20 protein-coding genes are annotated in these 20,577 nt (G+C 68.2%); 18 read left to right on the top strand and 2 right to left on the bottom strand.

All coding sequences use genetic code 11. The features are described from left to right. Positions 1–197 precede the first annotated feature (197 nt). Positions 198–773, top strand: a complete 576-nt coding sequence (locus ACFU53_RS16950; protein WP_383992165.1) for a hypothetical protein — start codon at positions 198–200, stop codon at positions 771–773. 90 nt (positions 774–863) lie between these two features. On the opposite strand, the gene ACFU53_RS16955 is transcribed toward ACFU53_RS16950, so the two are convergent. Continuing rightward, complete coding sequence (locus tag ACFU53_RS16955; RefSeq protein ID WP_383992168.1) at positions 864–1,169, bottom strand: ferredoxin; 306 nt, start codon at positions 1,167–1,169, stop codon at positions 864–866. 245 nt (positions 1,170–1,414) lie between these two features. Between ACFU53_RS16955 and arc the strand changes: the two genes are divergently transcribed. The 6 genes from arc (at position 1,415) to prcA (ending at position 7,586) form a co-directional block, all read left to right on the top strand. After that, positions 1,415–3,181, top strand: coding sequence for a proteasome ATPase (gene arc, locus ACFU53_RS16960; protein WP_383992171.1), 1,767 nt, complete (start codon positions 1,415–1,417; stop codon positions 3,179–3,181). A 234-nt stretch (positions 3,182–3,415) separates the two neighbouring features. After that, positions 3,416–4,927: a depupylase/deamidase Dop gene (dop, locus tag ACFU53_RS16965; protein ID WP_383992174.1), complete on the top strand. Its 1,512-nt coding sequence runs from the start codon at positions 3,416–3,418 to the stop codon at positions 4,925–4,927. A gap of 189 nt (positions 4,928–5,116) precedes the next feature. Continuing rightward, positions 5,117–5,332, top strand: a complete 216-nt coding sequence (locus ACFU53_RS16970; RefSeq protein ID WP_005485230.1) for a ubiquitin-like protein Pup — start codon at positions 5,117–5,119, stop codon at positions 5,330–5,332. 49 nt (positions 5,333–5,381) lie between these two features. Then, positions 5,382–5,981: an endonuclease VII domain-containing protein gene (locus tag ACFU53_RS16975; protein WP_383992177.1), complete on the top strand. Its 600-nt coding sequence runs from the start codon at positions 5,382–5,384 to the stop codon at positions 5,979–5,981. Next, positions 5,933–6,778: a proteasome subunit beta gene (gene prcB / locus ACFU53_RS16980; protein WP_383992180.1), complete on the top strand. Its 846-nt coding sequence runs from the start codon at positions 5,933–5,935 to the stop codon at positions 6,776–6,778. The genes ACFU53_RS16975 and prcB overlap by 49 nt, the downstream gene beginning before the upstream one ends. 67 nt (positions 6,779–6,845) lie before the next feature. Continuing rightward, positions 6,846–7,586, top strand: a complete 741-nt coding sequence (prcA, locus tag ACFU53_RS16985; protein WP_383992183.1) for a proteasome subunit alpha — start codon at positions 6,846–6,848, stop codon at positions 7,584–7,586. Positions 7,587–7,734: 148 nt separating this feature from the next. Here prcA and ACFU53_RS16990 read toward each other — a convergent pair whose 3' ends face one another. Next, positions 7,735–8,757 carry a LacI family DNA-binding transcriptional regulator gene (locus ACFU53_RS16990; RefSeq protein WP_383992185.1) on the bottom strand — a complete coding sequence of 341 codons (1,023 nt, stop codon included), beginning with the start codon at positions 8,755–8,757 and terminating at the stop codon, positions 7,735–7,737. A 117-nt stretch (positions 8,758–8,874) separates the two neighbouring features. Here ACFU53_RS16990 and ACFU53_RS16995 point away from each other — a divergent pair, with 117 nt between their 5' ends. The 11 genes from ACFU53_RS16995 to ACFU53_RS17045 all read left to right on the top strand — a co-directional run bounded on the left by ACFU53_RS16995 (position 8,875) and on the right by ACFU53_RS17045 (position 20,414). Beyond that, a complete protein-coding gene (locus tag ACFU53_RS16995; protein ID WP_383992187.1) occupies positions 8,875–10,134 on the top strand; it encodes an MFS transporter in 1,260 nt (419 codons plus the stop codon). Positions 10,135–10,143: 9 nt separating this feature from the next. Then, a complete protein-coding gene (pafA, locus tag ACFU53_RS17000) occupies positions 10,144–11,505 on the top strand; it encodes a Pup--protein ligase (protein ID WP_383992190.1) in 1,362 nt (453 codons plus the stop codon). A 130-nt stretch (positions 11,506–11,635) separates the two neighbouring features. Continuing rightward, positions 11,636–12,628 (top strand): FKBP-type peptidyl-prolyl cis-trans isomerase, encoded by a 993-nt coding sequence (locus tag ACFU53_RS17005; RefSeq protein ID WP_383992193.1) that lies wholly within the window; start codon positions 11,636–11,638, stop codon positions 12,626–12,628. Between the two features lie 62 nt (positions 12,629–12,690). Further along, the gene (locus tag ACFU53_RS17010; RefSeq protein ID WP_383992196.1) at positions 12,691–13,062 is read left to right on the top strand and encodes an FKBP-type peptidyl-prolyl cis-trans isomerase; all 372 of its coding nucleotides are present in this window, start codon (positions 12,691–12,693) and stop codon (positions 13,060–13,062) included. A gap of 150 nt (positions 13,063–13,212) precedes the next feature. Beyond that, positions 13,213–14,166, top strand: coding sequence for a helix-turn-helix transcriptional regulator (locus ACFU53_RS17015; protein ID WP_383992199.1), 954 nt, complete (start codon positions 13,213–13,215; stop codon positions 14,164–14,166). 15 nt (positions 14,167–14,181) lie between these two features. After that, positions 14,182–15,180, top strand: coding sequence for a helix-turn-helix transcriptional regulator (locus tag ACFU53_RS17020; protein ID WP_383992202.1), 999 nt, complete (start codon positions 14,182–14,184; stop codon positions 15,178–15,180). Between the two features lie 106 nt (positions 15,181–15,286). After that, a complete protein-coding gene (locus tag ACFU53_RS17025) occupies positions 15,287–15,547 on the top strand; it encodes a hypothetical protein (RefSeq protein WP_383992270.1) in 261 nt (86 codons plus the stop codon). A gap of 128 nt (positions 15,548–15,675) precedes the next feature. Then, a complete protein-coding gene (locus ACFU53_RS17030; RefSeq protein WP_383992205.1) occupies positions 15,676–15,870 on the top strand; it encodes a hypothetical protein in 195 nt (64 codons plus the stop codon). A 258-nt stretch (positions 15,871–16,128) separates the two neighbouring features. Further along, entirely contained in the window at positions 16,129–16,416 is a 288-nt protein-coding gene (tatA, locus tag ACFU53_RS17035) for a Sec-independent protein translocase subunit TatA (protein WP_383992208.1), read from the top strand. Positions 16,417–16,466: 50 nt separating this feature from the next. Next, positions 16,467–17,426 (top strand): twin-arginine translocase subunit TatC, encoded by a 960-nt coding sequence (gene tatC, locus ACFU53_RS17040; RefSeq protein WP_383992211.1) that lies wholly within the window; start codon positions 16,467–16,469, stop codon positions 17,424–17,426. Positions 17,427–17,564: 138 nt separating this feature from the next. Further along, a complete protein-coding gene (locus ACFU53_RS17045) occupies positions 17,565–20,414 on the top strand; it encodes a DEAD/DEAH box helicase (RefSeq protein WP_383992214.1) in 2,850 nt (949 codons plus the stop codon). Positions 20,415–20,577 lie beyond the last annotated feature (163 nt).

The following is a 20,577-nucleotide window of genomic DNA, read 5'->3' on the forward strand; positions in this document are numbered from 1 at the left end:
GCGACCCGCCGCGTACAACGCGCCCTAGACATGGCCGAGTTCCCGGCAGCGCCCGGGAACTCGGCCACGGCGCTTTCCCGTTGACGCGCCACCAGAAAGCTGCGGGAACCACGTACCCCGCCGTTCCACCCCCACTGTGACGTGTGGCACCATGCGGGTCATCCTCACCGGCACAGCACCCTCGGGAGACGCTCCTAGTGCAGCAATCCGCCGTCCCGGAACTGGCACACGCGCACACCCGCCCCATCCACTGGCTCGCCACGGCCACCGCCCTCGCCGGAGTCGTGGCCCTGTCGTCCGCCCTCCAGCCCGACGCGGCGAGAGCGGCCCAGCCCGTCCCGAAGGCGAACCCGGCCCCGGCCGTCGTGGCCGCCCCCGACCCCACCGAGGTCGACCTCCCGCTCGACTGCGGGCCCGTCGGCGTCGTCGTGAAGAAGAAGGGCTCCGGGGACCTCGACGGAGACGGCCGCCCCGAGACCGTGGCCGTCGTGCACTGCGACGCCAGCATGGGCACCCCGCCCGACGGCGTGTACGTCCTCACCCGCTCCACCGACGCGGCGCAGCCCCGGGTCGTCGCCACCCTCGTGAACCCCAAGGACCGCGAGACCGTCACCGACTTCACCGTCCGTGACGCCGTCGTCACCGCGACCCTGCACGGCTACTCGTCGGCCGACGTGCCCAACTGCTGCCCGGACGTCACGGACCCCGTCAAGTGGCAGTGGAAGAACGGGGCGTTCGTACGCTCCACGCCCGCCGGAGTACAAAGCGTCTGACACCGCCCGCCCCCGGGCGAACGGGAAGTGATCACCCGGCAAACCCGGTGTGAGAAAGCAGACACAGGGCGACGCGGAGTGCCCGCCGGGTCACTCCGCGTCAGGCCCGAAGACCTCGACGCTGTCCGAAACCCGACGTACGTGGATGCAGTCGCCCGGACACTCCTTCGCGGAGTCCACCACATCCATGAGAAGCGGCAGCGGAACGGGCGTTGTGGCCCCCGGGGCCTGCAGCAACTCGTCTCCCGGGCTCTTCACGTACGCCAGCCCGTCGATGTCCAGCTCGAACACCTCGGGCGCGTACTGGACGCAGATACCGTCACCGGTACAGAGATCCTGGTCGATCCAGACCTCCAGCGCCTCGCCCGCGACCCCGGCCTCCTGCTGCACGGTCATCTCTCCTGCCGTCTCGATCGTCGAGCCGGTCGGGAACGATGCAGGCTCTGACGGGTGTTGAACACTTCGACCCTACCCGGGGCGGCTTCCCAACCATGTTCGGTGGGTATTCCCCTGGCGTGAGGGAGAGCGCAAGGGTGAAGATCGGACACACCCCGACCGTCTTTGTGATCTAGGGGTTTCAATCGACACCCACCCAGGTAGGGTCTGGAAGCGTCCAGCTCCCCTTGGAGGAGGTGAGGACCGTGGCAGCCCACGACGACGACATGAACCGCGGCATCCGCCCGGGACGAGGGTCCGACGACCCTGCCGGGCAGATTGCCTACCTTGAGCAGGAGATCGCCGTCCTGCGGCGCAAGCTCGCCGACTCTCCGCGACACACGAGGATTCTCGAAGAGCGGATCGTCGAGCTGCAGACCAATCTGGCCGGCGTGTCCGCACAGAACGAGCGGCTCGCCAACACACTCCGTGAGGCCCGCGACCAGATCGTGGCCCTCAAGGAAGAAGTCGACCGGCTCGCACAGCCGCCGGCCGGCTTCGGTGTCTTCCTCACGGCGAACGAGGACGGCACGGCCGACATCTTCACCGGCGGCCGCAAGCTCCGGGTGAACGTCAGCCCCAGCGTCGAACTCGAAGAGCTCCGACGCGGCCAGGAAGTGATGCTCAACGAAGCCCTCAACGTGGTCGAGGCCATGGAGTACGAGAGCGTCGGGGACATCGTCACCCTCAAGGAAATCCTCGAGGACGGCGTACGCGCCCTGGTGCAGGGGCACACCGACGAGGAAAGGGTGGTACGGCTCGCCGAACCACTCCTGGACGTCGTCATCCGCCCCGGCGACGCCCTCCTGCTCGAACCCCGCTCCGGCTACGTCTACGAGGTCGTACCGAAGAGCGAGGTCGAGGAACTCGTCCTCGAAGAGGTCCCCGACATCGGCTACGAGCAGATCGGCGGCCTGGGCAACCAGATCGAGATGATCCGCGACGCCGTCGAGCTCCCCTATCTCTACCCCGACCTGTTCAAGGAGCACGAACTGCGGCCGCCCAAGGGCGTCCTCCTCTACGGGCCCCCCGGATGCGGCAAGACACTCATCGCCAAGGCCGTCGCCAACTCGCTGGCCAAAAAGGTCGCCGAGGTCACCGGACAGGCCACCGGCAAGAGCTTCTTCCTCAACATCAAGGGCCCCGAACTCCTCAACAAGTACGTCGGTGAGACCGAGCGGCAGATCCGCCTCGTCTTCCAGCGTGCCAGGGAAAAAGCCAGCGAGGGCACACCCGTCATCGTCTTCTTCGACGAGATGGAATCCCTCTTCCGCACCCGCGGATCAGGCGTCAGCTCGGACGTGGAGAACACCATCGTCCCCCAGCTGCTCGCCGAGATCGACGGCGTGGAAGGCCTGCAGAACGTGGTCGTGATCGGCGCCTCCAACCGCGAGGACATGATCGACCCTGCCATCCTGCGCCCCGGCCGCCTCGACGTGAAGATCAAGATCGAGCGCCCGGACGCCGAATCGGCGAAGGACATCTTCCAGAAGTACCTCACCGAGCGCCTCCCGCTCCACCCCGACGACGTGGGTGAGCACGGCAACGACAAGACCGCCACCGTCCAGAGCATGATCCAGACGGCCGTGGAACACATGTACGCGGAATCCGAGGAGAACCGCTTCCTGGAGGTCACCTACGCCAACGGTGACAAGGAAGTCCTCTACTTCAAGGACTTCAACTCCGGCGCCATGATCGAGAACATCGTCGGCCGCGCCAAGAAGATGGCCATCAAGGACTTCCTCGACAAGAACCAGAAGGGCCTCAGGGTCTCCCACCTCCTCCAGGCCTGCGTGGACGAGTTCAAGGAGAACGAGGACCTGCCCAACACCACCAACCCGGACGACTGGGCCCGAATCTCCGGAAAGAAGGGCGAACGGATCGTCTACATCCGTACGCTGATCACCGGAAAGCAGGGCGCCGACACCGGACGCTCCATCGACACGGTGGCGAACACCGGACAGTACCTGTAAAAGACAGGGCGGCTGCGGGTGCCCTCAGTGGGTGCCCGCAGCCGACTGTTTTTCTGGTAAAGGCCGGAGCAAGGCAAAGACGCAAATGATCTCCCAACCAGCGCAGAGCCGTTCTAGGCTCGTTCGTACCGCCGAGTCGCGCAGTGCGGGGACGGGCACCGCACACGCACCGGAGCGCCAGCGGTACTTGAGCGGCGTCCCCGACCGAGGACGCCGCCGGGCAAGGAGGGCCGCATGACCGTACGGCGAGTAATGGGCATCGAGACGGAGTACGGGATCTCCGTCCCCGGCCACCCCAATGCCAATGCCATGCTCACCTCGTCCCAGATCGTCAACGCCTACGCCGCGGCGATGCACCGGGCCCGCCGGGCCCGCTGGGACTTCGAGGAGGAGAACCCGCTGCGGGACGCGCGAGGCTTCGACCTCGCCCGCGAGTCCGCCGACTCCAGCCAGCTCACCGACGAGGACATCGGCCTCGCCAATGTCATCCTCACCAACGGCGCGCGGCTCTACGTCGACCACGCCCACCCCGAATACAGCGCCCCCGAGGTCACCAACCCCCTGGACGCCGTCCTGTGGGACAAGGCCGGCGAACGCATCATGGCCGAAGCCGCCGAACGCGCCGCCCAGCTCCCCGGCGCCCAGCCGATCCACCTCTACAAGAACAACACCGACAACAAGGGCGCCTCCTACGGCACGCACGAGAACTACCTGATGAAGCGGGAGACCCCCTTCTCGGACATCGTGCGCCACCTCACGCCGTTCTTCGTCTCCCGCCAGGTCTTCGCCGGCGCCGGCCGCGTCGGCATCGGCCAGGACGGCCACGAACACGGCTTCCAGCTCAGCCAGCGCGCCGACTACTTCGAGGTCGAGGTCGGCCTGGAGACCACCCTCAAGCGCCCCATCATCAACACCCGCGACGAACCCCACGCGGACGCGGAGAAGTACCGCCGCCTCCACGTGATCATCGGCGACGCGAACCTCTCGGAGATCTCCACCTACCTGAAGCTGGGCACGACGGCCCTGGTGCTGTCGATGATCGAGGACGGCTTCATCGCCGTCGACCTGGCCGTCGACCAGCCGGTCCGCACGCTCCACCAGGTCTCGCACGACCCGACCCTGCAACGACTCGTCACCCTCCGCAGCGGACGCACGCTGACCGCCGTACAACTCCAGATGGAGTACTACGAGCTGTCGCGCAAGTACGTGGAGGAGCGGTTCGGGGCGGATGCCGACGACCAGACCAAGGACGTCCTGAGCAGGTGGGAGGACACCCTCAACCGGCTCGAGAACGACCCGATGAGCCTCTCCGGCGAGCTGGACTGGGTCGCCAAGCGGGAACTCATGGAGGGCTACCGGCGCCGCGACGACCTCGACTGGGACGCCGCCCGGCTCCACCTCGTCGACCTCCAGTACGCCGACGTGCGCGCCGAGAAAGGCCTCTACAACCGTCTCGCGGCCCGCGGCAAGATGAAGCGGCTCCTGGACGAGACGGACGTCGACCGGGCCCGTACGAAGCCGCCGGAGGACACCCGGGCGTACTTCCGAGGTCGTTGTCTGGAGCAGTACGCGGACGACGTCGCGGCGGCCTCCTGGGACTCGGTGATCTTCGATCTCCCGGGCCGGGATTCGCTCCAGCGCGTCCCAACCCTCGAACCGCTTCGCGGAACGCGAAATCACGTCAAGGAGCTCCTGGACCGCTGTCGAACGGCAGAAGACCTGGTCAGGGTCCTGTCCGGCCACTGAACCGGGCTGTGATCCGATTCCGCCGGGCAGGGTGGAAACAGCGGCGTCCGGGAATCATCGAGGTGGTCCCCGGACGTTGTGCAAACAACGGGGCCAATGTCAGACCCGGCTTGTAGGGTCTGATCATGACCGATCGGCAGGAAAGCAGACCTGCCGACCATGTCGGGCGAACTGAGCGGGGTGAGGGTTATGGCGACCAAGGACACCGGCGGCGGCCAGCAGAAGGCGACCCGTTCCACCGAGGAGACCGAGGCGGCGCCGGAGGCGCAGGCATCGGAGGACCTCAAGGAACGACAGGAGAAGCTGAGCGACGACGTGGACTCGGTTCTCGACGAAATCGATGATGTGCTCGAGGAAAATGCCGAGGATTTCGTGCGTTCATTCGTGCAAAAAGGTGGCGAGTAAAGGTAAAGAGCCACTTTGACCTTCGGATCGAAGATTCGGGTGGCGGGGGATGGAAGAAGCCGGCAAGCGGTGCAGCGGGTGCAGGCGAGTGCAGCCCGTCACCGCTTTCGCGAAGGACAAGAACCGTAGCGACGGCCTCCAGGTGAGGTGCCGGGAGTGCGTGGGCGAGTACAGCGCCGCGCACTACCGGCGTCGCCGAGAGGTCATGGGGAAGCCCGCACGGGAGAAGGTGGATGTCCCCACCGGGCACAAGGTCTGCCGGACATGTGGTGAGGTCAAACCGCACAGCGAGTGGCATCGCAACGCAACCGCGTCTGACGGCTTGTCTACGCGTTGCAAGGCGTGCCGAGCTGTCCAGAGCAGGCAGGACCATCTGAAGCGCCAGTACGGCATCACCGAAGCCGAACGTGATGAGTTGGTCGCCTCTCAGGGGGGCGTCTGCTGCATATGTTTGGCGGCTTTGCCGGTGCATGTGGATCACTGCCACGAGACGGGTAGGGTCCGAGGCGTACTGTGCTTCAGCTGCAACGCGGCGCTGGGGCAGTTCAAGGATCGGCCCGACGTCATAAGGCGGGCTGCGACATACGTGGAAGGAAACGCGTGGAAGCCAACACTCGTAGCACCGGGCGTCTACCAGCTGCCTTCCTGACGCCTGGGTCGTCGTCCTTCATGGACTTCCTGTCGGACCACCAGCCGGAGCTGCTCCCCGGCAAGCGGCAGCTGCCGCCGATCCAGGGTGTCATCGAGGCCCCGCACGGCACGACGATCGTGGCCGTGTCGTTCCCCGGTGGTGTGGTGCTCGCCGGTGACCGCCGGGCCACGATGGGGAACATGATCGCGCAGCGGGACATCGAGAAGGTGTTCCCGGCGGACGAGTACTCGGCGGTGGGCATCGCCGGCACGGCCGGTCTGGCCGTGGAGATGGTGAAGCTGTTCCAGCTGGAGCTGGAGCACTTCGAGAAGGTCGAAGGCGCCCAGCTCTCCCTGGAGGGCAAGGCCAACCGTCTGTCGACCATGATCCGTTCCAACCTCGGCATGGCCATGCAGGGCCTCGCCGTCGTCCCGCTCTTCGCCGGTTTCGACGTCGACCGCGGCAAGGGCCGCATCTTCTCCTACGACGTGACGGGTGGCCGCTCCGAGGAGAGCGGCTACGCGGCCACCGGTTCCGGCTCGATCTTCGCGCGCGGCGCGATGAAGAAGCTCTTCCGTGCCGACCTCACCGAGGACGAGGCCACGACCCTCGTCATCCAGGCCCTCTACGACGCGGCAGACGACGACTCGGCCACCGGTGGTCCCGATGTCGCCCGCCGGATCTACCCCATCGTCACCGTGATCACCGAGGACGGCTTCCGCCGGCTCACCGACGAGGAGTCCTCCGACATCGCCCGCTCGATCCTGGAGCGGCGTCTGGAGCAGCCCGACGGCCCGCGCGCCGCGCTGCTCTAGCCGGTCCGGTCGACGGCCCTCTTATCAAGGTGATCCAGTGACTTCGACAGAAAGGGACGGATAACCGGTGTCGACGCCGTTCTATGTCTCACCCCAGCAGGCCATGGCCGACCGGGCGGAGTACGCCCGCAAGGGCATCGCCCGTGGCCGCAGCCTGGTCGTGCTGCAGTATGCCGACGGCATCGTGTTCGTCGGCGAGAACCCGTCCCGCGCGCTGCACAAGTTCAGCGAGATCTACGACCGGATCGGTTTCGCGGCCGCCGGCAAGTACAACGAGTACGAGAACCTGCGGATCGGTGGTGTGCGGTACGCCGATCTCCGTGGTTACACCTATGACCGTGACGATGTGACCGCCCGTGGTCTCGCCAACGTCTACGCGCAGACCCTGGGCACGATCTTCTCCTCGTCGGCCGAGAAGCCGTACGAGGTGGAGCTGGTCGTCGCCGAGGTGGGGGAGACCCCCGAGGGCGACCAGATCTATCGGCTGCCGCACGACGGTTCGATCGTCGATGAGCACGGCTCGGTCGCGGTCGGCGGCAACGCCGAGCAGATCAGCAGCTACCTGGACCAGCGCCATCAGGATGGAGTGTCCCTGGCGGAGGCCCTCAAGCTCGCCATCCAGGCCCTGTCCCGTGACACCAACGGCACAGAGCGGGAGATCCCCGCCGAGCGCCTCGAAGTCGCCGTCCTCGACCGTACGCGCCCGCAACAGCGCAAGTTCAAGCGCATCGTCGGCCGCCAGCTGGCCCGCCTCCTGGAGGCCGAGGGCGCCGCCACCGAAGCCGAAAGCTCCGAGGAAGAGGAGTAGCACCGGCTCCTTCGAACCCCGTCCGTAGTGTGCCCCGGCCGACCGAGGCCGGGGCGCGCGGCGTGATGGGGTGCAGTGCAGCGCCCCTGAAAGGGGTTCGGGGGACTGCGCGATGAGCCACGGACGACTCGCAGTCGGGCGGCTCTGCTCAGGGCCCTGGTGGTGCCGTGGATCCCCGCACCACCAGTTCCACGGGAATGTCCCCCTCGGCGGGTGTGCGGCCCTCCAGGACGGCCAGCAGGGCCTCCATGCCCCGCTCCCCGAACAGCTCCGCGTCCAGCCGCACGGTTGTCAGTTCGGGATCGAGCGCCGTGGCGAGGGCCAGGTCGTCGAGCCCGGTCACGGAGACGTCCTCCGGCACTCGTAGCCCCAGCCGCCGTGCGGCCTTGTAGGCGCCGGCCGCGAGTTTGTCGTCGTCGCACACCAGTGCCGTGGGCCGGGACCCGGTCGGCGCGGCGTCGGTCAGGGCGGTTTCGGCGGCAGCCAGTGCCCCCTCGATGGAGATCGGCGCGGCGGCCGTACGAAGGGACGTCCCCGGCATCGAACCCAGCCGCGCCGCCAGTTCCCGCGCGCGGACGTCGAAGGTCCAGGAGGGCACGTCGGCGGCCAGATGCAGGAAGTGGCGATGTCCCAGCCCGAGCAGGTGCTCGGCGATCTGTCGTACCCCGTCGCGGATGTCGAGGTTGACGGTGGCGGCCCCCAGGCTGCCTTCCGGGTCGCTGTCCAGCATCACCAGGGGCAGTTGGTCGCCCCGGATCGCGGTCAGTGCGCCGGCGGCCATGGAGGAGGCGATCACGCCGTCGAGGGCGGCCTGGGCGGAGGCGAAGGGGTCGCGGGCGGGGCCGACGCCTTCGGGGGAGGGGTAGAGCACGACGCCGAAGCCGTGGCGTGCGGCGACCCGGGCGGCGCCCGTGTAGACGCCGGCGAAGAACTCGGTCGTCAGGGCGGGGACGACCAGCAGTACGGTCCGGGTGCGGCCGAGGCGGAGGTTGCGGGCGGCGAGGTTGGGCCGGTAGCCCAGCTCGCGCGCGGCTTCGCGTACGCGTTCGGCCGTGGTCTCCGAGACGCGGCCGCGCCATTTGTCGCCGAGGACCAGGGAGACGGCTGCCTGGGAGACGCCGGCGGCCTGGGCGACGTCACGGCTCGTGGGCCGCGTACTACCTCGTGCCACCGTCGGCCTGCTCCCTCGTCTGGACTCGCGGACAGGGCACATGGTACGTATGACGGAGGACGTTATACGTAACACTTCCTCCGTCGAGAGCCGACGGGAGCCGTCGAGAGGCAGGACATGGCCGCCGGATATCTCGAGATCCTCAGGACGCGGCACGCCGCGCGGCTGCTCGCCGGAACGCTGGTGGGCCGGTTGCCGAACGCCACCGCCGCGATCGCGATCGTGCTCTTCGTCCGCGCGGAGGGCGGCACCTACAGTCTGGCGGGCGCGCTGGCGGCCGTGTACGGCCTCGCCAACGCGGTCGGGCAGCCGCTGCTGGGGCGGCTGGTGGACCTCTATGGACAGCCGCGTGTGCAGTTGCCGGCGGCTGTCGTCTCCGCCCTCGCCATGACCGTCTTCGCCCTGTCGGAGCTGGATCCGCGGCCGGTGGCGTATCTCGCCATGGCGGTCGCCGGGCTGTTCACGCCTCCTCTGGAGGGCGGGCTGCGGGCCCTGTGGTCCACCGTTCTCCGCAAGGAGGAGCAGGTGCACACGGCGTACGCGATGGACGCGGTGGCCCAGGAGATCATGTTCACTGTCGGGCCGCTTCTGGTGACCCTGTGCGTGGCGCTGTGGTCGGCGTCGGCCGCGCTCGTCGTGCTCAGTGTCATCGGGGTGCTGGGCGCCCTCTGGGTGGTCGTCTCGCCGCCCTCGCGGGCCTGGCGTTCCGCGCCGCGCGAGGCCCACTGGCTGGGCGCGCTGCGCTCGCCCGGGTTGCTGGCGCTTCTCGGCGCGTTCCTCTTCGTCGGTATCGCGCTCGGCTCGATCACCGTGGCCGCCGTCTCGTACGCGGACGACAACGGCGGGGACGCCGTGTACGGCTGGCTGATGGCGGGCGTCGGGCTGGGCGCGCTCGTGGGCGGCACGGTGTACGGCGCGCGGCAGTGGAGCGGGGCGCCGGAGCGTCGCCTGCAGGTGTTGGTGGCGCTTCTGGCGGTCTGTTATGTGCCGCTGACGCTGATGCCCGGTCCGGTGGGCATGACGGGGCTCACGACGCTCGCGGGTGTGTTCCTGGCGCCGGCCATCGCCTGTGTGTTCGTCCTGGTCGACAGGCACGCGCCGCGCGGCACGGTCACGGAGGCGTTCTCCTGGATCGTGACGACGTTCACCGTGGGCCAGTCGGTCGGAACGGCCGTCGCGGGACCGGTCGTCGAGTGGGGCGGGACGCTGTGGGGGTTCGTCGTGCCGGGGGCCGCGGGGGCCGTGTCGTTGCTGGTTCTGCTGGCTACGGGGCGGGTTCTCGCTGTTCCTTCTGAGGGTGCGGTGGTTGCGGCCTCTTCGGAAAATGATCCAAACCGTGCTGCCGAACCCCGTTTCAGCTCGGTGGATCGGGCGTAATGTTCAGTCATGGACCGCCGCATTTTCGGGCTGGAGAACGAGTACGGCGTCACATGCACGTTCAGGGGACAGCGCCGTCTGTCTCCTGACGAGGTGGCGCGGTACCTCTTCCGCCGTGTCGTGTCATGGGGCCGCAGCAGCAATGTGTTTCTGCGGAACGGGGCCCGCCTCTATCTCGACGTGGGCTCACATCCGGAATACGCGACACCCGAATGTGACAACGTGACCGAACTGGTCACTCACGACAAGGCCGGCGAGCGCATTCTCGAAGGACTGCTGGTCGACGCCGAACGCCGCCTGCACGAGGAGGGAATCGCGGGCGACGTCTACCTCTTCAAGAACAATACGGACTCGGCGGGCAACTCATACGGTTGCCATGAGAACTATCTGGTGGCGCGGCACGGGGAGTTCTCCCGGCTCGCGGACATCCTGATTCCGTTCCTCGTCACCCGGCAGCTGCTGTGCGGCGCGGGCAAGGTGCTGCAGACCCCGCGTGGTGCGGTGTACTGCGTGAGCCAGCGCGCGGAGCACATCTGGGAGGGCGTCAGCTCGGCGACCACCCGCTCCCGGCCGATCATCAACACCCGCGACGAGCCGCACGCGGACGCGGAGCGGTACCGCCGTCTCCACGTCATCGTGGGCGACTCGAACATGTCCGAGACGACCATGCTGCTCAAGGTCGGTGCCACCGACCTGGTGCTGCGCATGATCGAGGCGGGCACGGTCATGCGTGACCTCACCCTGGAGAACCCGATCAGGGCGATCCGCGAGGTCAGCCATGACCTGACCGGCCGCCGCAAGGTGCGGCTGGCCAGCGGCCGTGAGGCCTCCGCGCTGGAGGTGCAGCGCGAGTACTACGAGAAGGCCGTGGACTTCGTCGAGCGCCGCGGCATCCGTACGGGCACTGTCGAGCAGGTCCTGGAGCTGTGGGGCCGCACGCTGGACGCGATCGAGGCCGAGGACCTCGACCGGATCGGTACCGAAATCGACTGGGTGATGAAGTACAAGCTCATCGAGCGGTACCGCGCCAAGCACAACATGACCATGTCGAATCCGCGGGTCGCGCAGATAGACCTCGCGTATCACGACATCCACCGCCGCCGTGGCCTCTACTACCTGCTGGAGAGGAAAGGTCAAGCCACCCGCATCTGCAATGACTTGAAGATCTTCGAGGGCAAGTCGGTTCCGCCGCAGACCACTCGGGCGCGGCTGCGCGGCGACTTCATCCGGCGCGCGCAGGAACAGCGTCGTGATTTCACGGTCGACTGGGTGCATCTCAAGCTCAACGACCAGGCACAACGTACCGTGTTGTGCAAGGACCCGTTCCGTTCCGTCGACGACCGGGTGGAGAAGCTCATCGCGGGAATGTGAGCAGAGATGTTCCGGGAGACTTTCCGGAACGCAACGCGGGGCGCCGTACGTTTGCCGTACGGCGCCCTTCTCACGCCGTAGAGTTGCGCGCACGCCATCCGACAAGATCGACCGATACGAGGCCTTCACCGTGCGCCGACGCTCACTCCTCATCGCTGTCCCCGCTGGACTGGTCACGCTCGCTGCCTGCGGTGACGGTGAGTCCGACTCGGCCAAGGCCAGCAGCACACCGTCCGCGTCGGCGAGCGCGGCGAAGCCGCCGAAGATCGTGGACGGTCCGCTGCCGGCGATCACGGACGGGGTGAAGTTCGACGAGAAGCCGACCGTGGCGAAGGGCAGTGGCGATCCGTCGAAGGATCTGGCGGTGAAGACGGTCATCGCGGGCAGCGGGCAGACGGTCGCCGAGGGTGACTACATCCAGGCGAACTACCTGGGGCAGATCTGGGCCACGGCGAAGGTCTTCGACAACTCCTACGACCGCAAGACACCGCTGGTCATCCAGCTCAGCCCGCAGGGCATCATCGACGGCTGGCGGTACGCGCTGACCGGGAAGAAGGCCGGTAGCCGTGTCCAGATGTCCGTGCCGCCGACCTGGGGCTACGGCACCGAGGGCAACGCGCAGGCGGGGATCAAGGGCACCGACACGCTGGTCTTCGTCGTCGACATCCAGAACACCTTCAACGGCAAGAGCTCCGCGAAGGGCACCGAGGTCGCACAGGACAACGTGGACCTGCCGAAGGTGGGCACCAACACCGACGGCAAGGCGCCCACCATCGAGGTGCCGAAGGTCGACCCGCCGACCAAGCTGGTCGCGAACTACATCCTCGAGGGCGACGGTCCCGAGGTCGGCGCCGAAGACAGCCTTCTGGTGCAGTACAAGGGCGTGCTGTGGGACACCGGCAAGGAGTTCGACTCCTCGTACAGCCGGGAGGCGCTGAGTTCGTTCGGGCTGCAGCAGGTCGTCAAGGGCTGGTCCCAGGGCATGACCGGCAAGAAGGTGGGCAGTCGCCTTCTCATCGTCATCCCGCCGAAGCTGGGTTACGGGGACACGCCGCCGAGCGGCAGCGACATCAAGAAGGACTCCGTGATGGTGTTCACCGTGGACATTCTCGCGAAGATGTAGCAGCCCGGGATGCGAGACTGTCCGGCGTTGTCCAGTACATACACAAGCAGGAGCCTGAAGACGTGAGCATTGAGAAGCCCGAGATCGACTTCCCCGAGGGTGAGCCGCCGGCGGACCTGGCGATCAAGGACATCTGGGAGGGCGACGGCGAGGTGGCCCAGGCGGGCCAGACCGTCACCGTGCACTACGTGGGTGTGTCCTTCTCCACCGGTGAGGAGTTCGACGCCAGCTGGAACCGCGGTGCGCCGTTCCGTTTCCCGCTCGGTGGCGGTCGTGTCATCAAGGGCTGGGACCAGGGTGTGCAGGGCATGAAGGTCGGTGGCCGTCGCCAGCTGACCATCCCGGCCCACCTCGCCTACGGCAACCAGAGCCCGACCCCGGCGATCAAGCCCGGTGAGACGCTGATCTTCGTGGTGGACCTGCTGGGGGTCTGATCTGTCGGATGCCGTGTCGTGGCCGATCGTGCCGCGACCGGTCTCGACTGTCTGGGGTCCATGCCTGTTCGGGCATGGGCCCTCGGCTTTTGCCGCGACGCTTCGTAGCGGTACGGTCGTGCCGCGGGAACACCCATAGGAAGGGCGTCGATGGCCATTGCCAAGGCCGAGCGGTTGATGAACCTGGCGCTGTGTCTGCTGGGGACGCGCCGGCCGCTCAGCAAGCGCGAGCTGCGGGAGTCCATCGAGGCCTATCTCGAAGCGGGCAGTGACGACTCCTTCAATCGCATGTTCGAGCGCGACAAGGACGATCTGCGCGAACTCGGCCTGGTCATCGAGACGGTGGAGAACCTCGACGGCGAGGTCGGCTATCTGGCCCGCCGTGACAGCAACAGCCTCCCGCCCATCACCCTCGACGCCGAGGAGGCCGCGGCCCTCGGGCTCGCCGCGAAGGTCTGGCAGCAGGCCCGCTTCGCCGGTGCTGCGAGTGGCGCGCTGCAGAAGCTGCGCGCGGCCGGGCTGCCCGAGGACGTCGACCCGTACGAAACCCATGGCGCCCTGGAGCCGCGGATCCCGGTGCACGAGGCAGCCTTCGAGCCGCTGATGCTGGCGTGCCGCGACCGCCGCCCCGTCGTGTTCGAGTACCGCAAGGCCACCGCCGCCCGCCCAGAGCCCCGCCATGTCGAGCCGTGGGCGCTGGAGTGCTGGCGCGGTCACTGGTACCTCGCCGGCTTCGACCGCGACAGGGGCGCCGAGCGCGTCTTCCGGCTCTCCCGGATCACCGGCAAGGTCCGCAGCCGGGGCAGCGCCTTCACCGCCGAGGTGCCGGATGTCGTCACCGTGCGGGAGACGGTCGCGAGCTGGGCGGGGGAGACCGCCGACCGCTCCGCGCTGATCCGGCTGCGTACGGGTGCCGGCTACCCGCTGCGGGCGAAGGCCTCCGTCGTGCGGGAACTCGGAGACGGCTGGGACGAGTTGGAGATTCCGTACGGGCACGGTCTGGATGCCTGGCTGGTCGAGTTCGGGCCCGATGCGGTGGTCCTGGAGCCCGCCGAGCTGCGGGCCGACGTGATGGACCGGCTGCGTGCCGTGGCCAAGGGTTGAGGGGGACATAAGAACGTGGTGGGAAAACCGGCGCGGCCGGGGAACGCCATCGACCAGACCCGGCGGATGCTCTCCCTGGTGACGTATCTGCGAGAGCGGCCCGGCGCCCGGATCGAGGACGTCGCCCGTGCCTTCGGGATCACCGAGGACGAGCTGGTCTCGGATCTCGATGTGCTGCCCATGTGCGGGACCAGCTTCCGCGGCGGTGATCTGCTCGACATCGACACCGACGGCGAGCGCATCTGGTGGCACAACCCTGCCGCCCTCGGCGCGGAGGCCGCCGAGCCGCTCAGGCTCGCCGCCGACGAGGCCACCGCCCTGCTGGTGGCCGCCCGCGCGGTGGCCACGCTGCCCGGGCTGCGCGAAAGCGACCGGCAGGCCCTGCTGCGGGCCACCGCCAAGGTCGAGACCGCGGCCGGGGAGGCGGCGGGCGCCAGCTCGCGTCTGTCGGTCACCTTCGAGGCCGAGGGCGGGGTCTTCGCGGACGTCGACCGGGCCATCTCGGAGCGCCGGCGGCTGTGGATCCGCTACTACTCGCCCGCCCGCGACGAGGTCACCGAACGCGAGATCGACCCGATCCGCCTGGTCAGCGTCGGACACACCTATGTCGAGGCCTGGTGCCGCCGCTCGGAGGCCCGCCGTACCTTCCGGCTGGACCGGGTCGCCGAGATCAAGATCCTCGACGAGCCGTCCGCGCCGCCCGAGATCGAGCTGCGGGACCTGTCGGAGGCGCTGGTGCAGCCCGCCGCCGAGGACCCCGAGGTGGTCGTCGAGGTCGGTCCCGGTGGGCGCTGGGTAGCCGAGTACTACCCGCACGACAGCGCCGAGGAGCTGCCGGACGGCGGGCTGCGCATCAGCCTGCGCACCCCCGACCCCGCCTCGCTGCGGCGTCTCGCGCTGCGGCTCGGGCGCGACGGCCGGATCGTCTCCCCGCAGGACCTCGCCGACAGCGCCCGCCGGGCGGCCCGCGAGGCCCTGGCGGCCTACGACGAGACCGTGACGGCGAGACCGTGACGACGGCGTGCGACCGGAAAAGGGAGATGCGAGGGCTGTGAGCGGCGGGTCGGTTGTGTCGGGTGTGAAGGCCGGCGTGAAGTCCGGTGTGCAGGAGATCCAGGAGATGACCGTGGCGGTCGCCTTCGCGGGCATGAAGAGGGCGGTCGACGTGGTGTTCCGAGCCGGCTGCCCCGACTGCCGGGCCGATTTCGAGCTGGGCGCGAGCGCGCTGCGCCTGGCCGTCGGCGCCACCAGCAAGACCACCTTCTACTCCTTCACCTGCCCCGAGTGCGGCATCGCCGTCCGCAAGCCGGCCGGGGAGCGGATCGTCGAGCTGCTGACCGGGGGCGGGGTGCGGACCCTGCGGCTGCATTCGGCGGGCTAGGGCCTGCTCGGCGGATCAGTCCGGCTCCGGGCGGCGGTGGCTCGTTCCCTGGCGGTGAGCGGGGTCTGGTGCGTGCCGGAGCCCGCGTCGCTGGCCTCATGCACCGGGCAGGCCCTAGGGTCGGCGCCATGTTCTGGGCGATGTTCGCGGTGGCTGTGGGTTTTGTGGGGCTGGTCGTGCTCGGGGTGCTTGCCGTGCGGGTTTTTCTGGAGGCTCAGCGGCTGGGTACGCAGGTCACGGAGTCGGCGCGGAGGATCAACCGGGCGGCGGAGGATCTGGAGCGGGCGACGGCGAGCGCGGCCCGCTCTGTGGACGCTCTGTGAGTTCCGGCCGAGGCCCCTGTGACTTGGCCGGTGAGTGCGTTTTGCGCCACTTCGCCCTGTCACCTTCTCACCATCGGCAGGTACGCTGCCTGTCGCGGCACGGAGAACGAGGCCCGGGTCGCGGATCGGGAGTACGCACAGGGATTGCCTGAGGTTTACCCCTGAGCGTTACGATCGCTGCCAGCACGATCGTTCGGACACTTGTCCGGCCGGTCGGACAGCCCCCACCCACCGCCTCGGTGAAGAAGGTAGACAGCTATGGGTAACCTCGGCCCCACCGAGATCATTCTGATCCTTGTCGTCATCATCCTGCTGTTCGGTGCGAAGAAGCTGCCGGACATGGCGCGCTCGCTGGGCAAGTCCGCCCGCATCCTCAAGAGCGAGGCCAAGGCCATGAAGTCCGACGGTCAGGACGACAACACCGCGGCGGCCGCGCCTCCGCACGCCAACAGCGAGACCCCGGCGCAGCGCACCATCCAGGCCGCTCCCGGCGATGTGACCACCTCCCGCCCGGTCGCCGAGCCGACGGACACGACCAAGCGCTGACGCAAGGCCGGACAGGATTTCCGGCCTGCCGCACGAGATGAGGACGTGGGTTGCTCAAGTCTGCCCGCAAGACGGAGAAGGACAAGGATCCGGAGGGGCGGATGCCCCTCGCGGAGCACCTGCGCGAGCTGCGAAACCGCCTTGTCAAGAGCCTGCTGGCCATCGTCGTCACGACGGTCGTCGCGGTGATGTTCTACAAGGACATCATCCAGTTCTTCACGGATCCCATTCTCCAGGCGGTGGGATGCCAATACAGTTTCGCCGAGTTGGCGAAGGACAGTAGCCAGACCAGTTGCGCGCGCATCGTGCAGAACGGTCTGCTGAGCCCGTTCACGCTCGCCCTCACGGTTTCGTTGTCGTCGGGCGTGGTGCTCGCCGCCCCGGTCTGGCTGTACCAGCTCTGGGCGTTCGTCGCGCCGGGCCTGCACCGGAACGAGAAGAAGTACGGCCTCGGGTTTGTGGCGGCAGGCTTCCCGCTGTTCCTGATGGGCGCCTACTTCGCCTACTGGTCGCTGCCCAAAATGGCGTCCGTCATGCTGCAGTTCTCGATCATCGGAAGCGACAACCAGCTTCCCCTCGATGATCTGCTGAACCTGATCATGCGGATGATCGTCGTCTTCGGCCTCTCCTTCGAGCTGCCCCTGCTGCTCGTGATGCTGAACTTCGGCGGGGTCCTCTCCGGTAAGAAGATGGCCGGCTGGTGGCGGGGCATGATTTTGGGCATCACGCTCTTCGCGGCGATCGCCACCCCCAGTACCGACCCGATCTCCATGATGGCGCTGGCGGGCCCCATCTGGGTCCTGTACTTCTGCGCGTGTGGCATCGGGCTGGTCAACGACAGGCGCCGTGCCCGTGTCGAGGCCATGAAGCCGGATGACGACGAGGCCTCCGAGCTGGACCTCACGCCCGAGGGCATCGGCGAGATCGAGACCGTGTCGGCGAGCAGGGCGCTCCCCTCGCAGACGGAGCCCGAGCGGGAACGGATCAACGGATACGACGACGTCACCTGAGCACCGGCCGACGCGCTGTGTGTACGGCGACAAGGGCAGTGGGCCCCACCGGGAATCCTCGGTGGGGCCCACTGCCGTCGTCGGACTTCTTTTCCAACGGAAGGCGGTCCGGATCTCGACGGTGGCACGATCCGGATAATGATCGTCCTGTTGTCAGTGGGGCCCGGTACGCTCGAAAGCACGATGACAGAGGACCTCTCCCCGGCCGAGCGGTACGCGGCAGCACGTAGGCGCGCTGTCGAGCAGGCCACCGCGCTCGCCGGTTTCCGCGCGATGTACGACTTCGGTCTCGACCCCTTCCAGATCGAGGCCTGCCAGGCGCTGGAGTCGGGCAAGGGCGTCCTGGTGGCCGCCCCCACCGGCTCGGGCAAGACGATCGTCGGCGAGTTCGCCGTGCACCTCGCCCTGCAACAGAGCAAGAAGTGTTTCTACACGACACCCATCAAGGCCCTGTCGAACCAGAAGTACTCCGACCTGTGCCGCCGCTACGGCGCCGACAAGGTCGGCCTGCTCACCGGCGACAACAGTGTCAACTCCGACGCCCCCGTGGTCGTGATGACCACCGAGGTGCTGCGGAACATGCTGTACGCGGGCTCCCAGACCCTCCTTGGCCTCGGCTATGTGGTCATGGACGAGGTGCACTACCTCTCCGACCGTTTCCGCGGCGCCGTCTGGGAAGAGGTGATCATCCACCTTCCCGAGTCGGTCACCCTCGTCTCCCTCTCGGCCACCGTGTCCAACGCGGAGGAGTTCGGCGACTGGCTGGACACCGTGCGCGGCGACACCGATGTGATCGTCTCCGAACACCGGCCCGTGCCGCTGTTCCAGCACGTGCTCGCCGGACGGCGGATGTACGACCTCTTCGAGGAGGGGGAGGGCAACAAGAAGGCCGTCAACCCCGACCTCACGCGCATCGCGCGGACGGAGGCCAGCCGCCCCTCCTTCCAGGACCGCCGACGTGGCCGCGCCATGCGCGAGGCCGACCGTGAGCGCGAGCGCAGACAGCGCTCGCGGATCTGGATCCCGAGCCGCCCCGAAGTCATCGAACGGCTCGACTCCGAAGGTCTGTTGCCCGCCATCACCTTCATCTTCAGCCGCGCCGCCTGCGAGGCCGCCGTCCAGCAGTGCCTGTACGCGGGGCTCCGGCTGAACGACGACGACGCCCGGCTCAGGGTCCGCGCCCTGGTCGAGGAGCGCACGGCGTCGATCCCGAACGAGGACCTCCATGTCCTCGGCTACTACGAGTGGCTGGAGGGCCTGGAGCGTGGCATCGCGGCCCACCACGCGGGCATGCTGCCGACGTTCAAGGAGGTCGTCGAGGAACTCTTCGTACGCGGCCTGGTCAAGGCCGTGTTCGCCACCGAGACCCTCGCACTCGGCATCAACATGCCCGCCCGCTCGGTGGTGTTGGAGAAGCTCGTCAAGTGGAACGGCGAGCAGCACGCCGACATCACCCCCGGCGAGTACACCCAGCTGACGGGGCGTGCGGGCCGACGCGGCATCGACGTCGAGGGTCACGCCGTCGTGCTCTGGCAGCGCGGTATGAACCCCGACCACCTCGCCGGACTCGCGGGCACCCGTACGTATCCGCTGCGCTCCAGCTTCAAGCCGTCGTACAACATGGCGGTCAACCTGGTCGAGCAGTTCGGCCGGCACCGCTCGCGGGAACTGCTGGAGACCTCCTTCGCGCAGTTCCAGGCCGACAAGTCGGTCGTCGGGATCTCTCGGCAGGTGCAGCGCAACGAGGAGGGCCTGGACGGCTACCAGGAGTCCATGACCTGCCACCTCGGGGACTTCGAGGAGTACGCGCGCCTGCGGCGGGAGCTGAAGGACCGCGAGACCGATCTGGCGAAGCAGGGCGCGGCCCAGCGGCGGGCCGAGGCGGCCGTCGCGCTGGAGAAGCTGAAGCCGGGCGATGTCATCCACGTTCCGACGGGCAAGTACGCGGGCCTGGCACTGGTGCTGGACCCCGGGCTGCCCGCAGGGCGGTCCAACGGCCACCGCGGGTTCGAGCACCACGACGGGCCGCGCCCGCTGGTGCTGACCGCCGAGCGGCAGGTCAAGCGGCTGGCATCCATGGACTTCCCGGTGCCGGTGGAGGCGCTGGAGCGGATGCGGATCCCGAAGTCCTTCAACCCGCGTTCGCCCCAGTCGCGGCGGGATCTGGCGTCGGCGCTGCGCACCAAGGCCGGGCATCTCGTGCCCGACCGGAACCGCAAGCGCAGGGCCGCCGCCGCGGACGACCGTGAGATCGCCCGGCTGCGTGCCGAGCTGCGGGCGCATCCGTGCCACGGGTGCAACGACCGTGAGGACCACGCGCGTTGGGCCGAGCGCTACTACCGGCTCAAGCGGGACACCGCGCAGCTGGAGCAGCGCATCGAGGGCCGTACGAACACGATCGCGCGGACCTTCGACCGGATCGTCGCCCTGCTGACCGAGCTGGACTATCTGCGGGCTGACGAGGTCACCGAGCACGGGAAGCGGCTCGCGCGGCTCTACGGCGAGCTGGATCTGCTGGCGAGCGAGTGTCTGCGGGCGGGTGTCTGGGAGGGGCTGGGGCCTGCCGAGCTTGCCGCGTGTGTTTCCGCTCTGGTGTACGAGGCTCGGGCCGCGGACGACGCGATGGCGCCGAAGCTGCCGTCCGGGAACGCCAAGGCCGCGCTGGGGGAGATGGTGCGGATCTGGGGACGGCTGGACGCGCTGGAGGAGGAGTTCCGGATCACGCAGAGCGAAGGGGTCGGCCAGCGGGAGCCGGACCTCGGCTTCGCCTGGGCCGCGTATATGTGGGCCTCGGGATCGGGGCTCGACGAGGTGCTGCGGGAGGCGGAGATGCCGGCCGGCGACTTTGTGCGGTGGTGCAAGCAGGTGATTGATGTGTTGGGGCAGATCTCGGCGGCGGCGCCCTCCGGGTCGAGCGTGGGGAAGAGTGCGCGTAAGGCTGTCGAGGGGCTGCTGAGGGGGGTTGTGGCTTACTCGTCGGTGGGGTGAGGGTTCGCCCGATGCGGGGGCGGGGTGGGTTGTTCGGCGGGTGCGGGTGGGTTGTGGCTGGTCGCGCCCACGCGGCGGAGCCGCATATCGATACAGCCCCGCGCCCCTGAGAAGACAAGAGCCGGTGGACACCCCTGAGGTGGCACAAGCCTGCCCGCGCTCC

The sequence above is a fragment of the Streptomyces sp. NPDC057474 genome, from assembly GCF_042802555.1.
Lineage (GTDB): Bacteria > Actinomycetota > Actinomycetes > Streptomycetales > Streptomycetaceae > Streptomyces.

Coding starts and splice junctions, on each gene's coding strand:
- ACFU53_RS16955 (WP_383992168.1), bottom strand. CDS start 1,169: ATGACCGTGCAGCAGGAGGCCGGGGTCGCGGGCGAGGCGCTGGAGGTC.
- dop (WP_383992174.1), top strand. CDS start 3,416: ATGACCGTACGGCGAGTAATGGGCATCGAGACGGAGTACGGGATCTCC.
- ACFU53_RS16970 (WP_005485230.1), top strand. CDS start 5,117: ATGGCGACCAAGGACACCGGCGGCGGCCAGCAGAAGGCGACCCGTTCC.
- ACFU53_RS16975 (WP_383992177.1), top strand. CDS start 5,382: ATGGAAGAAGCCGGCAAGCGGTGCAGCGGGTGCAGGCGAGTGCAGCCC.
- ACFU53_RS16995 (WP_383992187.1), top strand. CDS start 8,875: ATGGCCGCCGGATATCTCGAGATCCTCAGGACGCGGCACGCCGCGCGG.
- pafA (WP_383992190.1), top strand. CDS start 10,144: ATGGACCGCCGCATTTTCGGGCTGGAGAACGAGTACGGCGTCACATGC.
- ACFU53_RS17015 (WP_383992199.1), top strand. CDS start 13,213: ATGGCCATTGCCAAGGCCGAGCGGTTGATGAACCTGGCGCTGTGTCTG.
- ACFU53_RS17025 (WP_383992270.1), top strand. CDS start 15,287: ATGACCGTGGCGGTCGCCTTCGCGGGCATGAAGAGGGCGGTCGACGTG.
- ACFU53_RS17030 (WP_383992205.1), top strand. CDS start 15,676: ATGTTCTGGGCGATGTTCGCGGTGGCTGTGGGTTTTGTGGGGCTGGTC.
- tatA (WP_383992208.1), top strand. CDS start 16,129: ATGGGTAACCTCGGCCCCACCGAGATCATTCTGATCCTTGTCGTCATC.
- ACFU53_RS17045 (WP_383992214.1), top strand. CDS start 17,565: ATGATCGTCCTGTTGTCAGTGGGGCCCGGTACGCTCGAAAGCACGATG.